Here is a 15,773-nt window from a genome sequence, read left to right on the forward strand (position 1 = left end):
GGGCGCCGAACTGGCCGCGCTCGGCCAGCGCCACGCCCTGCGCGCGGGGCGGCCGAGGATGTTGCTGACATGGAGCGAGCGGTGGCGGGCCGGCGCGCTGGCCGTCCCGCCGGCCCGCCCGCCCGACGACCCCGACCTGCAGGCCGACCTCGCCGCGATCCGCGCGGTCGCCGGACGGCTGGCCGACGCGCACGCCCGCGGCCTGCCGACCGCGCTCCTCCAGGCCGAGCAGGTACGGCTGGAGCGCGCGGCACGGGCCAGAGCGCTGCGCGCCCGCGGCGACCGGATCGCCTGCCCGCCCTTCGACCCCGGCAGGCTGCTGGCGGCGCTGGGCGGGGACCTGCTGCTCGAACTCGTCGAGGTCGACGGCGGCCTGCACGTCCTGCTGTGCGGCGGCGGCCGGGTCAGGCGGCTGCCCGCGGGCCCGCTGGAGCAGGCGGCGCGGCAACTGCACCTGGCCAGGTTCGCGCTGTCGCGCCTGGCCCACGGCCGCTCCACGCTCGCCCCCGCGGCGCTGCTGAACCAGCTGGAGAGCGCGGGAGCCGAGCTGGAACGGCTGCTGCTCGGCGCGGCCGGGCGGGCGCTCGGCGACCGTGACGTGGTGATCGTGCCGCCCGGCCGCCTGCACGGGGTGCCGTGGAGCATGCTGCCGTCGCTGCGCGAGCGCGTGGTGAGCGTGGCGCCGTCGGCCGCCTCCTGGCTGCGCGCCCGCGAGCCGGGCGCGGACGGCGCGGGCGTGGTGCTGGTACGCGGGCCCGGCCTGGCCTCGAAGGGCGCCGAGGTGCCGAAGATCGCCGCCGGGCACGCCGACCCGGTCGTGCTGGAGGACGGGACGGCGACCGTACCGAGGATTCTGGCGGCGATGGAGGGACGGCGGCTCGCGCACATCGCCGCGCACGGGACCTTCCGCGCCGACAGCCCGCTGTTCTCGGCGCTGCGCGTGGACGACGGGCCGCTGACGGTCTACGACCTGGAGCGCCTGCGCCGCCCGCCGCGGCAGGTGGTGCTGTCGAGCTGCGAGTCGGGGCGGGGCGCCGCGGCGGGGGCCGATGAGCTGCTCGGCCTGGTGGCCTGCCTGGTGGAGCTGGGGACGGCCGGGGTGGTGGCCAGCGTCGTCCCGGTCAACGACGCGGCCGCGGTGCCGCTGATGGTCAGCCTGCACCGGGAGCTGCGCGCCGGGGCGGCGCTGCCCGCCGCGCTGACGGCCGCCCGCCGCGAGTGCGCGGGTGACCCGGTGGCGGTGGCGACGGGCTGGTCGTTCCAGTCGTTCGGGGCGGGATGAGACAACTCCTTACGGCCTAAGGTATTGTGGTCGCAGGTAATCGCTTATGCCGTAAAGAGATAAGGGGGCATCCCATGCCGAACGCGACCCTCCACGACGGGCAGACCATCGAGTTCGAGATCCACGGAGACGGGCCCGCCCTGCTGCTGCCGGCCAACCCGCACCCCGCGCAGGACGCCGCCAAGGCCGAGGAGGCCGCCAAGTGGGGCGCCGACCTCTCGCTCGGCCACCACCTCGTCCAAGGGCTGAGCGAGGGCCTGCGCGTCATCGTCTTCGACTACGAGGGGCACGTGCTGAGCCGGCCCAAGCCCGAGACGCTCACGCCGGACAACCTCGCCCGCGACATGCTCGCCGTCGCCGACGCGGCGGGCGCCGGGACCTTCGCCTACTACGGGTACTCCTGGCTGGCGCTGACCGGGTTGCAGCTCGCCATCCGCACCGACCGGCTCTCCGCGCTGGTCATGGGCGGATATCCGCCGATCGGCGGGCCGTACGAGGCGATGCTGGCCGTGACCATGGCCACGTATCAGATGGCGCTGGAGGCGCCCGCCCAGCCCGCCGAGCCCGCCGAGCCTGCCGAGCCGGGGGACTGGTCGAGCGCCACGGTGACGATGTCGCCCGCGCAGACCCGGCAGTTCGCCACGCTCTACCAGGCGTTGAAGGGCTTCGACGACGCCGCCGTCCAGGAGCGGGTGACCTGCCCCCGGCTGGCCTTCGCCGGATCCGGCGACGTGATCGAGTACGGCCCGGCGTGGGGCGACACGGTCGTCGACATCGCCGGGCCGTTCAAGCAGCGGCGGGCGGAGATGGAGGCGCACGGCTGGGACGTGCGCCTGCTCGACGGGCTCGACCACATGAGCGCCATGCAGGCGTCCGCGGTCGTGCCCCTCATCCGGCCTTGGCTGGCCGCCGCCCTCTGAGGGAACTCAGCGGTTGACGTGAACCTTGCCGAACTCCACGGCCGGGGTGCCGCCGGCGAAGTTCCGGTCCACCTCGGCCCGTTCCGCCGCGTTCGGGTTGGGGTTGGTGCAGCTCGTGCCCGCGCTCGAACCCGACATCAGGTCCGTGCAGCGGCCGGTGCGGCGGTCGGGCAGGCCCAGGATGTGGCCGATCTCGTGGGTGGCGATGCGCAGCGCGTTGTGACCCTGCGCGGTGGCCTGCCGGCCCATCCAGATGGTGCCGCGGCCCAGGCTGGTCGGCAGCGCCCGGGGCCAGCCGTTGTCGGCCAGGACGGTGATCTGCGCGGGGGTGCCGGGGACGAGACGGACGTTGACGACATGGCTGTTCCAGATCTGCGCCGCCTGGTCCACCGTGGCCCGGAACTCCTGCGCCCGGCTGGCGTCGTAGCGCAGCACGCGCACTACGGAGCCCTGCGCGGGCGAGCTGAGCAGCAGGAAGGTGAGGGAGAGGACGAGGGACAAGGACAGCCGAAGGATTCGTGACATGGATCCTCCTCAAAGTGGGGGGTGCTGTCACGGTAAGCGGCTCATGCTCTCCAGGGGGCCCCGCCAGATTGCCCCTATCACCGTGTTATGCCCGGCGCAGTTCGGCGGAGCGGAAGGCCGCCACACACACCAGAAGCGCCGCCGCGAACACCGGCAACCAGGCCACACGGGCCACCACCCAGTCCGATTCGACCGGCGCGGTGTGCAGTCCCGGCAGGGGCCCCGCCGCCGCCAGGCCCAGCGCGGTGACCGCGATCATGGCCGTCTGGTGCCAGAGGAACACCGTCATCGCCGACAGGTTCGCCAGCGCCACCGCCGCCCACGCCGCGGGCCGGCGCAGCGCCCGCGTCAGCGGACCGTGGGCGAGCAGCGCCGCCCCGCACTGGGCCAGGCCGAAGGCGACCGCGGCGAGGGTGGGCGGGTTCAGGTTGGAGATCGCCGCGCCCGGCACGCCCACCATGGACGCCGGATACCCGGCCCAGACGACCAGCGCCGCGGCACTCACCCCGCCACCCACCAGCAGAACCCACCCGGCACCCCGGCCGCCCTGCCCGCCGCGCGTTCCGGTTCCGCCCAGTGTGCCGCGGGTCCAGGCCGCGCCCAGCGTGTACGGCACCAGCCAGCCCGCTGCCAGGTTGACCCAGCCGAGCCAGTCCGGGGCGGCCAGGCCGTACCGGAGCAGGTCGACCGTCGCGACGACGGCCAGCGGCCACACCGGGTGCAGGCGGACGGCCAGTGGCGTGGCCGCCGTCAGCGCCGCGAACACCAGCAGGAACCACAGCGGCGAGACCACCAGCCGCACCAGCGCGGTCACCGTCTCGAGCTCGGCCCCGGCCACGAGCATCCCGCCCGCCGCCACGCACCACACCAGCAGCACCGGCACGACGGGACGGCTCAGCCGGGCCAGGCGCGCGCGGATCCACGGCCCGTAGCTCGTGGCCGAGGCGTAGGACTTGGCCGCGGTCATGCCGCCGACCAGGAAGAACAGTGCGAGCGTCTGGAACACCCAGGAGATCGGCGCCAGTTCGGGCACGGCCTTGAGCGGGCTGGTCACCCGGACCGAGCCGCTGTCGGCGACCAGCGCGGTCACCAGCCAGTGGCCCAGCACGACACCGAGGATGGCCAGGGCGCGCAGCCCGTCAACGGCGCGGTCGCGGCCGGACGGGGTGGCCGCGCCGATGCGCCCGGACAGCGTCGGCTCAGACGCCATGGCCGGACACGATCGCGGAGATGGCGCGCAGCGAGGGCGTGCCGGCGTTCAGGTAGTCGCTGTGGGCGGCCGCGCCCGCGGGGAAGATCCGGGCGCCGAAGCCGGGCGAGACCGGATCGGCGCCCAGGCCGAGGGTGGCGAAGGGCAGCGTGAGGCGGGTGTGCGGCACGCCGGAGATCCAGTCGCGGGCGCCGCGCCCGGCCCAGACGCCGGCGGTGGTACGCAGGGCGGCGGCGGTGTCCGCGCCGGCGCCGGGGCTGCCGTACAGGACGATCTCCTCGACGGGCAGGCCGGGCGCGGCGCTGCCGCAGACGACGGCGCCGTAGGAGTGGCACACGAGCGAGATCCGCGCGCCCGGTTTGGCGGCGCGCAGCTCGCGCACGAACGCGCGCAGGCCGGGCGCCGCCTCGTCGGCCAGGGCGGTGGTCAGCACCTGCGCGCTCACGGTGGCGGGCGTGCGGTAGCCCACCCAGGCGACGACCGCCCCGCCCTCGCCGAGCTGGGCGGCCAGCCGGGTGGCGCCGCCGTAGAGGCGGCCGTAGGAGTCGAGGTCGGTGTCGGAGCCGGGGACCAGCACGGCGATCGTCGCGGCCCGCGACAGGTCGCCGAAGACCTCGGCCGTCCGGCCGCCGTCGCGGCCGTCGAAGGACAGGAACGTACGGTCCCGGCCCGCCATCGCCCGCAGCGCCGCGGCCCGGGAGGGGTGCCCAGCCGCGGCCGCCGACCGCTCGGCCGCCAGGACCGAGGTACGGCTCGCCGCGTACCGGCCGGCGAGGACGGCGGGATCGGCCGAGGACAGCGGCGGCTGGACGGCGGGCACCGGGGCGGGCACCGCCGACGAGCCCGCCGCCCCCGAGATCGGTACGGCCACCGCCGCGGCGACCAGTGCGCGCAGCAGCAGCCGGCTGATGTTGGGCATGCCCGAAAACTTAGGGATCGCCCCAGGTCGTCAGCGTCCCGCCGGGGAGTGGATCTTCGCCTAGCCCTCAGGTACCATCCGCGCGCAGTTCGGCGTCGCGCAGGACGGCGAGAGCCGCGGTGGCCAGTCGTTCCGGTAGCTCCTCGGGGTCGTTTCTGGCCAGCAGCATCCAGGCCAGCACCGTCCCGCCGAACATCGCGTGGAACAGGTCCATGTCCGGCAGGCGCGCCAGCTCGCCCCTGCGTACGGCCTGTTCGAGCATCGCGGCGTTGCCCAGGCGCTCCGGCTCGATGAAGGCGGCCACGAAGCGGTCGGCCAGGCCGGGGTCGGTGTCGACCTCGCCGAGCAGGCCGATGAGCGCCTTGGTGGCCGGGCCGCTGAGGTGGCCGACGATGGTGCGCGCGAGCTGTTCCAGGTCGCCGCGGAGCGTGCCGGTGTCGGGGATCGGCAGATGGTCCCCGTGGATGGCCACGGCGAAGACCATCTCCTGCTTGGAGGGGTGCCGCCGGTAGATCGTGGCCTTGCTGATCCCGGCCCTGGCGGCGACCTCGTCCATGGTCAGCCGCGCGTAGCCGACCTCGCCCAGCAGTTCCAGCGTGGCTTTGGCGATGGCGGTGTCGACCCGGCCCTCGCGGGGGCGGCCCATCCGTTGCGCTTGTTCGTGCACTGTGCCACTATACGACACCGTTAGATTCGAAACTCTTAGTTTCATAAGGAGGAGCCGCATGTACCGATCGCGGATCGTGATCGTCGGAGCCGGTTTCGCCGGCTTCCACGCCGCCCGTACGCTGGCCCGCAAGGCCGGAGCCGAGACCGAGATCGTGCTGGTCAACCCGACCGACTACTCGCTGTACCTGCCGCTGCTGCCCGAAGTGTCCGCCGGCGTCCTGGACCCGCGCCGCATCGCGGTGCCGCTGACCGCCTCGCTGCGCGGGGTGCGCGTCGTGCTCGGCACCGTCGACCACGTGGACGTGCGGGCCGGGCGGGTGCGCTACCGCGACCCCGAGGACGTCCACCGCGAACTGGACTACGACCGGCTCGTGCTGGCCGTGGGCGGCGTCAACAAGATCCTGCCCATCCCCGGAGTGGCCGAGCACAGCCACGGCTTCCGCGGCATCCCCGAGGCCGTCTACCTGCGCGACCACGTCATCCGGCAGATCGAACTGGCCGCAGAGGCCGAGTCCGCGGCCGAGCGCGCGGCCCGGTGCACGTTCGTGGTGGTCGGCGCCGGATACACCGGCACCGAGGTCGCCGCCACCGGACAACTGCTGACCCGGTCGCTCACCCGCCGCCACCCGCGCCTGCGCGACCAGCCCGGTGCGCTGGCTGCTGCTCGACCTCGCGCCCCGCGTGCTGCCCGAACTGTCGGCGCGGCTGTCGGCGAGCGCCGGGCGGGTGCTGCGGCGCAGGGGAGTGGAGGTGCGCACGGGCACCTCCGTCCAGGAGGCGACGCGCGACGGCGTGCTGCTCACCGACGGCGAGTTCGTGCCCACGCGGACCATCGTGTGGGGCGCCGGGGTACGGCCCGACCCGCTCGCCTCCGACCTCGGGCTGGAGACGGTACGCGGGCGCATCCTCGTGGACGAGAACCTGGCCGTGCCCGGCCACCCGGAGATCTTCGCCTGTGGCGACGCGGCGGCCGTACCGGATCTGACCAGGGACGGCGAGCTGTGCGCGATGACCGCCCAGCACGCCGAGCGCCAGGGCAGGGCGGCCGCCCGCAACGTCGCGGCCTCGCTCGGGTACGGCAAGCCGCGCCCCTACAAGCACCACGACCTCGGCCTCGTCGTCGACCTCGGCGGCATGCAGGCGGCGGCCCAGCCGCTCGGCGTTCCGCTGACCGGCTTCCCGGCCAAGGTCGTCACCCGGGGCTACCACCTGATGGCGATGCCGGCCAACCGGATCAGGACCGCCGTCGACTGGTTCCTGGACGCGGTGCTGCGGCGGCAGAGCGTGCAGTTCGGGCTGGTGCGCTCGCCGGCGGTCCCCCTCGATTCGGCCGACCCGGAACTGCCCGCCCGGGTCCCCGCGGCCGACTGGCCGGCATGACCAAAGCCACCTTTCCCGCTCCACCCCGCCGGCGGCCACCCGGTCACCGGATGCGCCGGGCTTCCCGTCCCGCGCGGCACCACGACAGGCTCGTGATCCGGGGCCGGCTTCCGCTCGCCCTCGCGGGGGCGGCGAGCGCGGCGTCGTTGCGGGACGGGGCGAAGTCTTCCCTCGCTGGATTGCGGGTGCCGATCGCGGGGTGGTCACCCACTACCTTCGCAGACGTGGTCAATGCGGTCATTGCGGCATGGAAGGCTGACGTCCTATGAGTACCGTCGAGACCCTCCTGGCCCACCCCTACCCGCTGATCCGCGGTGGCGGGCTCTTCCTCCTGTTTCTCGGCCTCGGCTTCCTGCTGAGCTGGATCTTCCGTTCGCGCTGGCTGGTCTTCGTCATCGGCGGTTTCGCCACCGGCCTGACCGCCAGCGGGCTGAGCGCGCTGCTGCCCTCGCTCGGCAAGCCCTCGTTCATCCACATCGCCGGCCTCGCCGGCGCCATCGTGATCGAGATGGGGCTCATCTACCTGGTGCTGACCCGCTACAAGGACGCGGGCGAGCGCACGCTCATCCTGTCCATCCTGCTCGTCGTGGGCGTGCACTTCCTGCCCATGGGGCTGGCGCACGGGCCGCTCATCGTGGTGCTCGGCCTCCTGCTGATCGTCAACGCCTTCGTCGGGCTACGGGCCCAGCAGGTGCCCATGCGGGTCTTCGGCATCGCCGACGCTCTGCTCAAGATCGGGTTCGGGGCCGTCATGCTGCTGGCCTACCCGGCGCTCACGTTCACCTGAGCCTTTGAGCCTTTGAGCCGAACAAGTCTATTGACCTTGTAGGAAATATCGGAATCCTGGAGGTATGGCGCTCTGGACCCCTGATCCCACCTTCTATCCCTCGCCCCGCGACGCTGCCGCGGGGCCACCCGAGAAGCTCGCGTACGTCGCCGCCTTCGACCGCAAAGCCGAGCGGCCCGACGCGATCGCCGTCCTCGACACCGACCCCGGCTCGGCCACCTACGGCGAGCTCGTCGGCTGGACGGACCTGCCCAACACCGGCGACGAGCTGCACCACTTCGGGTGGAACGCCTGCAGCAGCGCGCTGTGCCCGTCGGCCCCGCACCCGCACACCGAACGACGCTACCTCGTCGTCCCCGGGTTACGCAGCTCCCGGATCCACATCTTCGACACCAAGGACCGGATCAGCCCGGAACTGGTCAAGGTCATCGAGGCGGACGAGCTTGCCGAAAAGGCCGGGTACTCGCGACCGCACACCGTGCACTGCGGGCCCGACGGGCTCTATGTCTCCGCGCTCGGCGGGGTAGACGGGCAGGACGGGCCGGGCGGCATCGCCGTACTGGACCATCGGACCTTTGAGGTGCGCAGGCGGTGGGAGAGCGAGCGCGGGCCGCAGTACCTCGCCTACGACTTCTGGTGGCACCTCAACCACGACGTGCTGATCACCTCGGAGTGGGGCACGCCGTCGATGATCGAGGACGGGCTCGTCGGCGAGCTGCTGCTCGGGCGCAAGTACGGCCATCGGCTGCACGTCTGGGATCTGCCCAAGGGCCGCCACCTGCAGGAGATCGACCTGGGCGACCAGTACCAGATGCCGCTGGAGCTGCGCCCCGCCCACGACCCCACCCGGCAGTACGGCTTCGTCGGCGTCGTCACCAGCGTCGAGGACCTGTCGGCGTCGGTCTGGCTGTGGTACCGCGAGGGCGAGCGGTTCGCGGTGCGCAAGGTCATCACGATCCCCGCCGAGCCCGCCACGGCCGCGGACCTGCCGCCGCTGCTGCAGCCGTTCGGCGCGGTGCCGCCGCTGGTCACCGACATCGACCTGTCCGTCGACGACCAGCGCCTCTATGTCTCCTGCTGGGGCACCGGCGAGCTCAAGCAGTTCGACGTCGCCGACCCCTTCAACCCGGTCGAGATCGGCTCGCTGCGCATCGGCGGCATCACCGGCCGTACCCCGCACCCGGCCCGCCCCGGCCTGGAGTTGCGCGGCGGCCCGCAGATGGTCGAGGTCAGCCGCGACGGCAAGCGCGTCTACCTCACCAACTCCCTGTACGGCGCCTGGGACGACCAGTTCTACCCCGAGGGCGTCGGCTCCTGGCTGGCCAAGGTCGACACCGACGCGTTCGCCTTCGACGAGCGGCTGTTCGTCACCGACTTCCGCGGCCTGCGCCCCCACCAGGTCAAGCTCCAGGGCGGCGACGCCTCCTCCGACTCCTACTGCTTCCCGTGACGGTCGCGGCGATCCTGCTGCTCGGCGCCTTCCACGGGCTCAACCCGGCCATGGGCTGGCTGTTCGCCGTCGCCCGGGGCCTGCAGGAGCGCTCACGCGGCCGCCTGCTGGCCTCCCTGCCCGCCATCGCCGCCGGTCACCTGGCGTCGGTGGCGCTGGTGGCCGTGGTCGTCGCCGTCACCGGCTCGCTGGTCACCGGCGGCGCGCTGGCGATCGGCGGCGGCGTCCTGCTGGTCGGCTTCGGCCTGTGGCGGCTGCTGTCCGACCGGCACTTCCGGTGGGCGGGGATGCGGCTGACGCTGCCGCAGCTGGCCGGGTGGTCGTTCCTCATGTCCTCGGCGCACGGGGCGGGGCTGATGCTGCTGCCCGTCTTCTCCGGCATGCACGAGCACGGCCACGCCATGAGCGGCGGCCTGGGCGCCGCCGGTCTGCACACGCTGGCCATGTTCGCGGCGGCGGCGGTGACGGCGGTCCTCGTGTACGAGCTCGCCGGCCTGACCATCCTGCGCCGGGCGTGGTTCAACGTGGACCGCATGTGGGCGGCGGCGCTGGTGGCGGCGGGGGTGATCACGCTGGCGCAGGCCGTGCTCTGAACCTCGACAGGATCTCGACAAACCCTGCGGGAGCATCCCACACCGGCTTGATGTGCTGGCGCCGTGACCCTGACACGATGGCGCGGGCCGGAGCCCCGCGAGGTGCGCTGGACCTTGGGCTGCGCTTTCCCGGCGGTCATCGCGGTGCTGTGCTCCACGACGGGGACGCTGCTGGAGATCCGCCTGGCGTGGTGGGCGCGGGCCAACTGCCTGGGCGGTGAGCGGTTCGCGCTGGTCGTGTCCAGTGTGTTCTGGGCCCTGGGGCGGATCGTCGTGTTCCCGGCCGTCTCGATCGCGTCGGCCTCGATCGCGCTCCTGGTGCTGCTGGTCGCGCGGGCGCGGTTGCTGCGGCGGTGGTGGCTGGAGCCGTTCCTGCTCGTGCTGGTCGTCGTGATCTCGTTCGCCGGGCCGGTGGCGCTGGCCGTGCACGACTATGACACGGTACGCGCCTGCGGACGGACGCTCGCGGCGTCACCACAACATGGCGCTCACCAGGCCGAGAAGGAGCAGGGCGGCGGCGACGCGCATGACCCATGTGCACATGCGTCAACCATAGGTTGACGCTTAACGTCCGTCAACCCAGCGTTGACGGACAGGCCGGGGGGTGGGAGGGTGCCTGCCCGGGGCCTATCTTCGGCCCAATCCGGCTCGTGGTCGTTCCACCTGGTCGCTGAACGGGGTGCCGGTGCCGCCGTCGTCGTAGGCCACGGTCAGGCGGATCCGTCCTGGGGTGTCGCCCGGACTCCGGGCGAGCGTGATGTCGGTGACCGTGCCCGGTCTGCCGCCGACGATGACCTCGTCACCGACGGCGAAGCGGCTCATCTGGCCGCGGTCGCGCCGTACCCACATGCCTATCTCACGCAGTCCGAGCTTTCTCGGCTCGGTGCGGCCTGGCTTGCGGAGGGTCGCTGTTTCGGGAGCTGATCCGGAGAACGCCACCCAGATCTCCCAGTCATCGCGGACGAGCGTCATCATCGGCCCGTCCCCGTCGTACTCGCTGACAACCTGCCAGCCGCGTTGCTGCGCTTTGGTCTCTAACGCGTTCGGATTCATTGTGACCTCCTCGTGCGCCGAATCGTTACCTTCCTAGTAGAAGAGATGGGGCGTGTGGTCGAAGTAAACAGACGGTCGATATTTGGTTGTGCCCTGGGCCGAGGCGCCCATGCGTAGCCGTCCCGGCACTGTTCGCCACCTCGAAAGACACCCTTCTACCTGCACTTTGTCCATATGACAGTGCTTCGGTGGACAGAGAGGCCAATGTCACAAAGATTCATCACGGCAGTGCGCGTCCCGACAGCAGATGGCGGATCTGATCGGGGGTGCCGATGCGCTCCTTCACCACCCGCCACCCTTCGGAGTAGCCGAACAGATACGGCGTCAGCACCGACGGCCGCACGTGGGCCAGCGCCAGGCCCGCCTCTTCCTCGCTCAGCAGCGCCCAGCGCGACAGGTAGGCCGCCACCTCGCCGTCCGGGCGGCCCTCCGCCGCCAGGAACGCGGCGTTCGCCCACACGCCCCACACGACGTTCCTGAACGTGTGGATCGCGGCCAGGTCGGCGCCGTCCGGCCGGATGCCGAGCCGCGGCAGCATGGCTGAGTCCAGCCACTCCCGCGCCTGGCCACCCGGGAAGACGATCTCCTGGGCGCACAACCCCAGACCCTCGCTGACCAGGAACGACGGCGACAACATGAACCGCACCCGCTGCTCGGGCAGGCCCGCCCTGGAGATCACCAGCGACTCGGCGATGTGCCCCGGGTAGCCCTCGTGGGCCACGACGTAGAGCAGGTCGGCGACGTTGAACGGCAGGTCGCCGTTGACGTAGATCGTCGAGCGGGAGCCGCCGTCGTGATGCCCGGCCGCGTGGTACGGCACCCCGCTCACCACCTGGCAGTCGAGCCGGTCCGTACCCGGCAGGCCGGCCAGGGACTCCGTCCGCGCCCGGCACTCGGCCGCCGCCTCGGCCACTAGTTCCGGCAGGAGCTCCATCCTGGTCAGCCGGTGGACGTCCTGCCAGGCCGCCAGCCGTACGGCCAGAGTGCCGGGGCCCTTGGGCAGCGCGCGGTCGAGCAGGTCGTGCGCCCGCGCGAACTCCTCCTCCGGCCGCCACCCGGGCCGCACCCCCAGCACCTCGCCCGCGAACCCGGCGAGCGGCAGCCGCTCCCCGGCCAGATGGCGGGCGACCGCGCGCATCGCCCTGAGCTGGGCCGCCACGTACGGGGACGGCTCCCCGTCCAGCAGCCGGTCGGCCAGGCCGGCGAGCTCACCCGGATCGGGCGCGGGACGCGCGCCCGCCTCCCGCCGCCACTCCTCGGGCCCTCGGTAGATGAGGACCGTGCCGTGAATCAGGCGGTCGAGGAGCAGGGCCAGCATCGCGTAGTCCTTCATGCCCGGCACGCTAGCTGTACGGTTTTCCGTACAGTGCACGGAAGGGAGAACAGTGTCCATCTGGTTCCGGGAGGAAGAGCCCGCGCGCAAGCCGCGCCTGACCCGCGAGCGCATCGTCGCGGCCGCCGTCGGGCTGCTGGACGCCGAGGGCCTGGCCGGGTTCTCCATGCGCGCGCTCGCCGCCCGCCTGGGCGCGGGCACGATGTCGCTGTACGAGTACGTGCGGACCAGGGAGGACGTGCTCGACCTGGCCCTGGACGAGGTGTTCGGCGAGATCGACCTGCCCGCGCCAGGGAGCCTGCCCTGGCGCGAACTGCTGGCCCGGCAGCTCGCGCGCAGCCGCGCCGTCATGCGCCGCCATCCCTGGGTGCCCGGCCTGACCGCCACCCGCCCGCTGGCCGGGCCCAACGCCCTGGCCCGCGCCGAGCTCTTCCACGCGGAGCTCGCGCGGGCCGGGCTGAGCGGCCCCGCCCTGAGCGCCGCCGTCGGCGCGCTGTCGTTCTACGTCAGCGGCTTCACCGCCGCCGAGAACACCTGGTGGGCGCTGGTCCGTACCCCGGAGGCCGACGCCGACATCAGGGCCGGGCTCCAGCGCCACCTGGAGCGCACCGCCCACACCACGCTCGCGACCTCGGCCGACGTGGAGAACCAGGACTTCGACGGCCAGTTCGCGCTCGGCCTGGACGTGATACTCGACGGCATCGAGGCCCGCCTTTAACCAGTGGCACGCCCACCTCAGTCCTCCCTACACCCGCCGCAGACAGAGATCACCACGATGAGCGAGGGGGACGGCCGTGCGCGACGCCACGTTCGTACCCCGGACCCGCCACGAGGTGATCCTGGTGTCTGCGGCCGCCCGGCGGCGGCTGCGCGCCCGCCACCGGCTAAGGCCCTGACGAGCCCCGGTACCCGTATCGGCACCGGCTGACGCCCACGCTCGCCCGGCCCATCGCGCCGTCCTGTCCAAGATCACGCCGAAAGGCACGGACCGTGCGCACCAACCCCCGCGACCTGCGGAACATCGGCATCCTCGCCCACGTCGACGCCGGCAAGACCACCGTCACGGAACGCATCCTGCACTTCACCGGCGCCACCTGCAAACGTGGCGACGTCCACCACGGCACCACCGTCACCGACTTCGACCCCCAGGAACGCGACCGCGGCATCACCATCTTCGCCGCCGCGGTCAGCTGCGACTGGAACGGCTGCCGCGTCAACCTCATCGACACCGGGATCGGGAGGTGGGGCGCTTCAGGGGGTGAGGGCGCTTCAGGGGGTGGCGAAGCCGGTGCCGGCCAGGGCTATGGCTTGGCGCATGGCGTCGGTGCGGGCCGACGGGACGGCGTCCTGGGAGGCCACGGCGCTCACGGCGCCCACGCAGGCACCCAGGTGGGCGGCGCAGCGCAGCAGGTCAAGACCGGGGTAACGCCCGGCGATCGCGTCGAGGATGCGCGTCTGCACCCCGTGCAGGCGTACGGCCAGCGACGGCGGCATCCCGCCCGACTCCCGCGCCACCATCACCCTGACCGGCGCCAGCGCGTCGATGTTGGTGTCGGCCACGTCAAGGGCGTCGACCAGCGACTCCACCGCCCGCTGCACCGCCTCCCACGCCGTCGTCCCGGCGGGCAGCGCGGAGACGCGGGCGACCGCGATCTCCACGTACCGCTCGATGTGGTGGAACAGCACGTCCTCCTTGGAGGCGAAGTGCAGGAAGAACGTCCGCGGCGCCACCCCGGCCCGGCCGGCGATGTCGGCCACGGTGGTCCGCGCGAAGCCCCGGCCGGTGAACAGCTCGGTCGCGGCCAGCACGATCGCCTCCCGCGTCATCCGCCGCTTGCGATCGCGCAACCCCGTCGATTTCGGCATGCCGCACATCCTACCGCCTTTCGCTACATTAGTGCATAAATGCATAAGTGCAGTGAAAGGACGAAACGATGACACGCACCTACGTGGTCACCGGCGCCGACACCGGCATCGGCGCGCTCACCGCCGATCTGCTGGCCGACCGCGGAGCCAGGGTGATCCGCTGCGGCGTGGCGGCGGGCGCCGACGTCCGCGCTGACCTCGGCGCCGCCGACGGCAGGGCCGCGCTGGTCCGGGACGTGCGGCGGCTGGCTCCCTCGGGCATCGACGGCCTCGCGCTGGTCGCGGGCATCGCCGCCCCCACGGAGGCGACCGTCCGGGTCAACTACTTCGGCACGCTCGCCGTCCTGAACGGCCTGCGCCCGCTGCTCGCGCGGTCGGGCGCGCCGCGCGCGGTCGTGGTGTCGTCCGCGTCGTCGCTGTCGGCGGGCGACGGTGACGTGGTCGCCGCGTGCCTGCGCGACGACGAGGACGCCGCGAGCGCGGCGGCCCGGCGGGCGATCGCCCGGGGGAAGGGCGGCGTGCTCTACCGCTCCACCAAGATCGCCCTCAACCGGTGGGTACGCCGCGCAGCCCCCGGCTGGGCCGGATCCGGCATCCCGCTCAACGCCGTCGCCCCCGGCATCGTCGGCACCGAGAGCGCGCGGACGACGATGCTCGCCACCCCCGCCCAGGCCAAGCTCATGGCCGAGGCCCTGCCGCAGCCGCTCGGCTTCCCCGGCCCGGCCGACGCCGTGGCCGAGGCGCTGGCCTGGACGATCGGCCCGGCGAACACGTTCATGACCGGCCAGATCCTCTACGTCGACGGCGGCGCGGACGCCACTCTGCGCGGCGATGCCCCGTACGCCGACGGTGTCTCCTACGGCCCGGTGGCGATGGCCAGGATGATCTATTGGTCGCTGGTGGCCAAGCTCCAGGCGCGCAAAGCCACCGGTTGACTTCATTTGCTTGCACATACATACTTCTGTTCAGTCGCTTGTATGTGCAAGGAGTTTCCTCATGGCATGGATCTATCTGCTCGTGGCCTCGGTCTTCGAGGTGGTGTTCGCGCTGGGCACCAACGCGACCAACGGCTTCACCGAACTGGTGCCCTCCATCGTGACGATCGTCGCCGCGGCGGGCGGCATCTTCTTCCTCAGCCTGGCCCTGAAGTCCCTGGACGTCGGCGTCGGCTACACCGTGTGGACCGGCATCGGCGCCACCGGCACCGTCGTTCTCGGCACGCTGATCTTCGGCGAGTCCATGAACGTCTGGAAGGCGGTCGCCTTCGTCCTGATCATCGGTGGCGTCCTCGGGCTGAAGTTGTCCGACAAGCTCACCGCCGCCTGACCCCTTAAGGAGCACACCCATCATGGCCTGGTTCTTTCTCGCGCTCGCCGTCGTCTTCGAAATCGCCTTCGCCCTCGGCACCAACGCCACCAAGGGCTTCACCAAGTTGTGGCCGTCGTTGTTCACCCTGGTGGCCGCCGCCGGCGGCATCTACTTCCTCAGCCTCGCGCTCAAGACCCTGGACGTGGGCGTCGGCTACACCATCTGGACCGGTCTCGGCTCGATCGGCACCGTCATCCTCGGCGCCCTGATCTACAAGGAGAAGATCACGCTGCCGAAGGTGCTGTCGTTCGCCTCGATCATCCTCGGCGTGATCACTCTCAAGATCGCCTCAGGGCTCTGAGGTCAGAGCCGGACCAGGGTGGTTCCCCGGTGCTTGCCGTTCAGTTGGCCGATGAGTGCGCCGGGGACCGCGGGCAGGCCGCCTTCGATGACGGTGTGGGGGAAGGTGAAGCGGCCT

The 15,773-nt window shown here is 72.3% G+C and carries 18 protein-coding genes and 2 pseudogenes; 13 read left to right on the plus strand and 7 right to left on the minus strand.

Annotated features, from left to right (window positions below; translation table 11 throughout):
• Together ACFWYW_RS57755 and ACFWYW_RS57760 are read left to right on the plus strand one after the other, a co-directional pair.
• Positions 1–1,282, plus strand: a 1,282-nt coding sequence (locus ACFWYW_RS57755; protein ID WP_379641432.1) for a CHAT domain-containing protein, incomplete at its 5' end; no start/stop codon positions are given.
• Positions 1,283–1,356: 74 nt separating this feature from the next.
• Positions 1,357–2,202: an alpha/beta fold hydrolase gene (locus ACFWYW_RS57760; RefSeq protein WP_379612819.1), complete on the plus strand. Its 846-nt coding sequence runs from the start codon at positions 1,357–1,359 to the stop codon at positions 2,200–2,202.
• Positions 2,203–2,208: 6 nt separating this feature from the next.
• Here the strand turns inward: ACFWYW_RS57760 and ACFWYW_RS57765 are convergent, their stop codons facing one another.
• From ACFWYW_RS57765 to ACFWYW_RS57780, 4 genes are all read right to left on the minus strand, one after another.
• Positions 2,209–2,727 carry a snapalysin family zinc-dependent metalloprotease gene (locus ACFWYW_RS57765; protein ID WP_379612818.1) on the minus strand — a complete coding sequence of 173 codons (519 nt, stop codon included), beginning with the start codon at positions 2,725–2,727 and terminating at the stop codon, positions 2,209–2,211.
• Positions 2,728–2,812: 85 nt separating this feature from the next.
• A complete protein-coding gene (locus tag ACFWYW_RS57770; RefSeq protein ID WP_379612817.1) occupies positions 2,813–3,937 on the minus strand; it encodes an acyltransferase in 1,125 nt (374 codons plus the stop codon).
• Positions 3,927–4,856 (minus strand): alpha/beta hydrolase, encoded by a 930-nt coding sequence (locus ACFWYW_RS57775; RefSeq protein WP_379612816.1) that lies wholly within the window; start codon positions 4,854–4,856, stop codon positions 3,927–3,929. Before ACFWYW_RS57775 ends, ACFWYW_RS57770 begins: the two co-directional genes overlap by 11 nt.
• A gap of 67 nt (positions 4,857–4,923) precedes the next feature.
• Positions 4,924–5,523 carry a TetR/AcrR family transcriptional regulator gene (locus ACFWYW_RS57780; protein ID WP_379612815.1) on the minus strand — a complete coding sequence of 200 codons (600 nt, stop codon included), beginning with the start codon at positions 5,521–5,523 and terminating at the stop codon, positions 4,924–4,926.
• Between the two features lie 58 nt (positions 5,524–5,581).
• Between ACFWYW_RS57780 and ACFWYW_RS57785 the strand changes: the two are divergent.
• The 6 genes and pseudogenes from ACFWYW_RS57785 to ACFWYW_RS57810 form a co-directional block, all read left to right on the plus strand.
• A pseudogene (locus ACFWYW_RS57785) lies at positions 5,582–6,055 on the plus strand (NAD(P)/FAD-dependent oxidoreductase); the annotation flags it as partial.
• 118 nt (positions 6,056–6,173) lie between these two features.
• Entirely contained in the window at positions 6,174–6,905 is a 732-nt protein-coding gene (locus tag ACFWYW_RS57790) for an NAD(P)/FAD-dependent oxidoreductase (protein ID WP_379612814.1), read from the plus strand.
• Between the two features lie 265 nt (positions 6,906–7,170).
• Entirely contained in the window at positions 7,171–7,692 is a 522-nt protein-coding gene (locus ACFWYW_RS57795; RefSeq protein WP_379612813.1) for a DUF6609 family protein, read from the plus strand.
• Between the two features lie 64 nt (positions 7,693–7,756).
• Entirely contained in the window at positions 7,757–9,142 is a 1,386-nt protein-coding gene (locus tag ACFWYW_RS57800; protein WP_379612812.1) for a selenium-binding protein SBP56-related protein, read from the plus strand.
• Positions 9,139–9,735: a hypothetical protein gene (locus ACFWYW_RS57805; protein ID WP_379612811.1), complete on the plus strand. Its 597-nt coding sequence runs from the start codon at positions 9,139–9,141 to the stop codon at positions 9,733–9,735. Before ACFWYW_RS57800 ends, ACFWYW_RS57805 begins: the two co-directional genes overlap by 4 nt.
• Before the next feature lie 63 nt (positions 9,736–9,798).
• Positions 9,799–10,296 (plus strand): hypothetical protein, encoded by a 498-nt coding sequence (locus ACFWYW_RS57810; RefSeq protein WP_379612810.1) that lies wholly within the window; start codon positions 9,799–9,801, stop codon positions 10,294–10,296.
• A 66-nt stretch (positions 10,297–10,362) separates the two neighbouring features.
• Here the strand turns inward: ACFWYW_RS57810 and ACFWYW_RS57815 are convergent, their stop codons facing one another.
• Positions 10,363–10,788 carry a hypothetical protein gene (locus ACFWYW_RS57815; RefSeq protein ID WP_379612809.1) on the minus strand — a complete coding sequence of 142 codons (426 nt, stop codon included), beginning with the start codon at positions 10,786–10,788 and terminating at the stop codon, positions 10,363–10,365.
• Between the two features lie 220 nt (positions 10,789–11,008).
• Positions 11,009–12,121: a hypothetical protein gene (locus ACFWYW_RS57820; protein WP_379612808.1), complete on the minus strand. Its 1,113-nt coding sequence runs from the start codon at positions 12,119–12,121 to the stop codon at positions 11,009–11,011.
• A 52-nt stretch (positions 12,122–12,173) separates the two neighbouring features.
• On the opposite strand from ACFWYW_RS57820, the gene ACFWYW_RS57825 reads away from it, so the two are divergent.
• On the plus strand, positions 12,174–12,839 hold the full coding sequence (locus tag ACFWYW_RS57825; protein WP_379612807.1) for a TetR/AcrR family transcriptional regulator: 666 nt from the start codon (positions 12,174–12,176) through the stop codon (positions 12,837–12,839).
• A 272-nt stretch (positions 12,840–13,111) separates the two neighbouring features.
• Positions 13,112–13,291: pseudogene (locus ACFWYW_RS57830) on the plus strand (GTP-binding protein); the annotation flags it as partial.
• Positions 13,292–13,390: 99 nt separating this feature from the next.
• Here the strand turns inward: ACFWYW_RS57830 and ACFWYW_RS57835 are convergent.
• Positions 13,391–13,987 carry a TetR/AcrR family transcriptional regulator gene (locus ACFWYW_RS57835; protein ID WP_379612806.1) on the minus strand — a complete coding sequence of 199 codons (597 nt, stop codon included), beginning with the start codon at positions 13,985–13,987 and terminating at the stop codon, positions 13,391–13,393.
• Between the two features lie 68 nt (positions 13,988–14,055).
• Between ACFWYW_RS57835 and ACFWYW_RS57840 the strand changes: the two genes are divergently transcribed.
• The 3 genes from ACFWYW_RS57840 (at position 14,056) to ACFWYW_RS57850 (ending at position 15,656) form a co-directional block, all read left to right on the plus strand.
• On the plus strand, positions 14,056–14,922 hold the full coding sequence (locus tag ACFWYW_RS57840; RefSeq protein ID WP_379641434.1) for an SDR family oxidoreductase: 867 nt from the start codon (positions 14,056–14,058) through the stop codon (positions 14,920–14,922).
• A gap of 61 nt (positions 14,923–14,983) precedes the next feature.
• A complete protein-coding gene (locus ACFWYW_RS57845; RefSeq protein ID WP_379612803.1) occupies positions 14,984–15,313 on the plus strand; it encodes a DMT family transporter in 330 nt (109 codons plus the stop codon).
• Positions 15,314–15,335: 22 nt separating this feature from the next.
• Positions 15,336–15,656 carry a DMT family transporter gene (locus ACFWYW_RS57850; protein ID WP_379612802.1) on the plus strand — a complete coding sequence of 107 codons (321 nt, stop codon included), beginning with the start codon at positions 15,336–15,338 and terminating at the stop codon, positions 15,654–15,656.
• The last annotated feature ends 117 nt before the right edge of the window (positions 15,657–15,773 follow it).

Origin of the sequence: Nonomuraea sp. NPDC059023, from assembly GCF_042740095.1 — a bacterium.
Taxonomy (GTDB): domain Bacteria; phylum Actinomycetota; class Actinomycetes; order Streptosporangiales; family Streptosporangiaceae; genus Nonomuraea.

What these genes read in the sequence shown, in the direction of transcription:
- ACFWYW_RS57760 (WP_379612819.1), top strand. Translation starts at nt 1,357, where the DNA reads ATGCCGAACGCGACCCTCCACGACGGGCAGACCATCGAGTTCGAGATC.
- ACFWYW_RS57765 (WP_379612818.1), bottom strand. Translation starts at nt 2,727, where the DNA reads ATGTCACGAATCCTTCGGCTGTCCTTGTCCCTCGTCCTCTCCCTCACC.
- ACFWYW_RS57770 (WP_379612817.1), bottom strand. Translation starts at nt 3,937, where the DNA reads ATGGCGTCTGAGCCGACGCTGTCCGGGCGCATCGGCGCGGCCACCCCG.
- ACFWYW_RS57775 (WP_379612816.1), bottom strand. Translation starts at nt 4,856, where the DNA reads ATGCCCAACATCAGCCGGCTGCTGCTGCGCGCACTGGTCGCCGCGGCG.
- ACFWYW_RS57795 (WP_379612813.1), top strand. Translation starts at nt 7,171, where the DNA reads ATGAGTACCGTCGAGACCCTCCTGGCCCACCCCTACCCGCTGATCCGC.
- ACFWYW_RS57800 (WP_379612812.1), top strand. Translation starts at nt 7,757, where the DNA reads ATGGCGCTCTGGACCCCTGATCCCACCTTCTATCCCTCGCCCCGCGAC.
- ACFWYW_RS57815 (WP_379612809.1), bottom strand. Translation starts at nt 10,788, where the DNA reads ATGAATCCGAACGCGTTAGAGACCAAAGCGCAGCAACGCGGCTGGCAG.
- ACFWYW_RS57820 (WP_379612808.1), bottom strand. Translation starts at nt 12,121, where the DNA reads ATGAAGGACTACGCGATGCTGGCCCTGCTCCTCGACCGCCTGATTCAC.
- ACFWYW_RS57835 (WP_379612806.1), bottom strand. Translation starts at nt 13,987, where the DNA reads ATGCCGAAATCGACGGGGTTGCGCGATCGCAAGCGGCGGATGACGCGG.
- ACFWYW_RS57840 (WP_379641434.1), top strand. Translation starts at nt 14,056, where the DNA reads ATGACACGCACCTACGTGGTCACCGGCGCCGACACCGGCATCGGCGCG.
- ACFWYW_RS57845 (WP_379612803.1), top strand. Translation starts at nt 14,984, where the DNA reads ATGGCATGGATCTATCTGCTCGTGGCCTCGGTCTTCGAGGTGGTGTTC.
- ACFWYW_RS57850 (WP_379612802.1), top strand. Translation starts at nt 15,336, where the DNA reads ATGGCCTGGTTCTTTCTCGCGCTCGCCGTCGTCTTCGAAATCGCCTTC.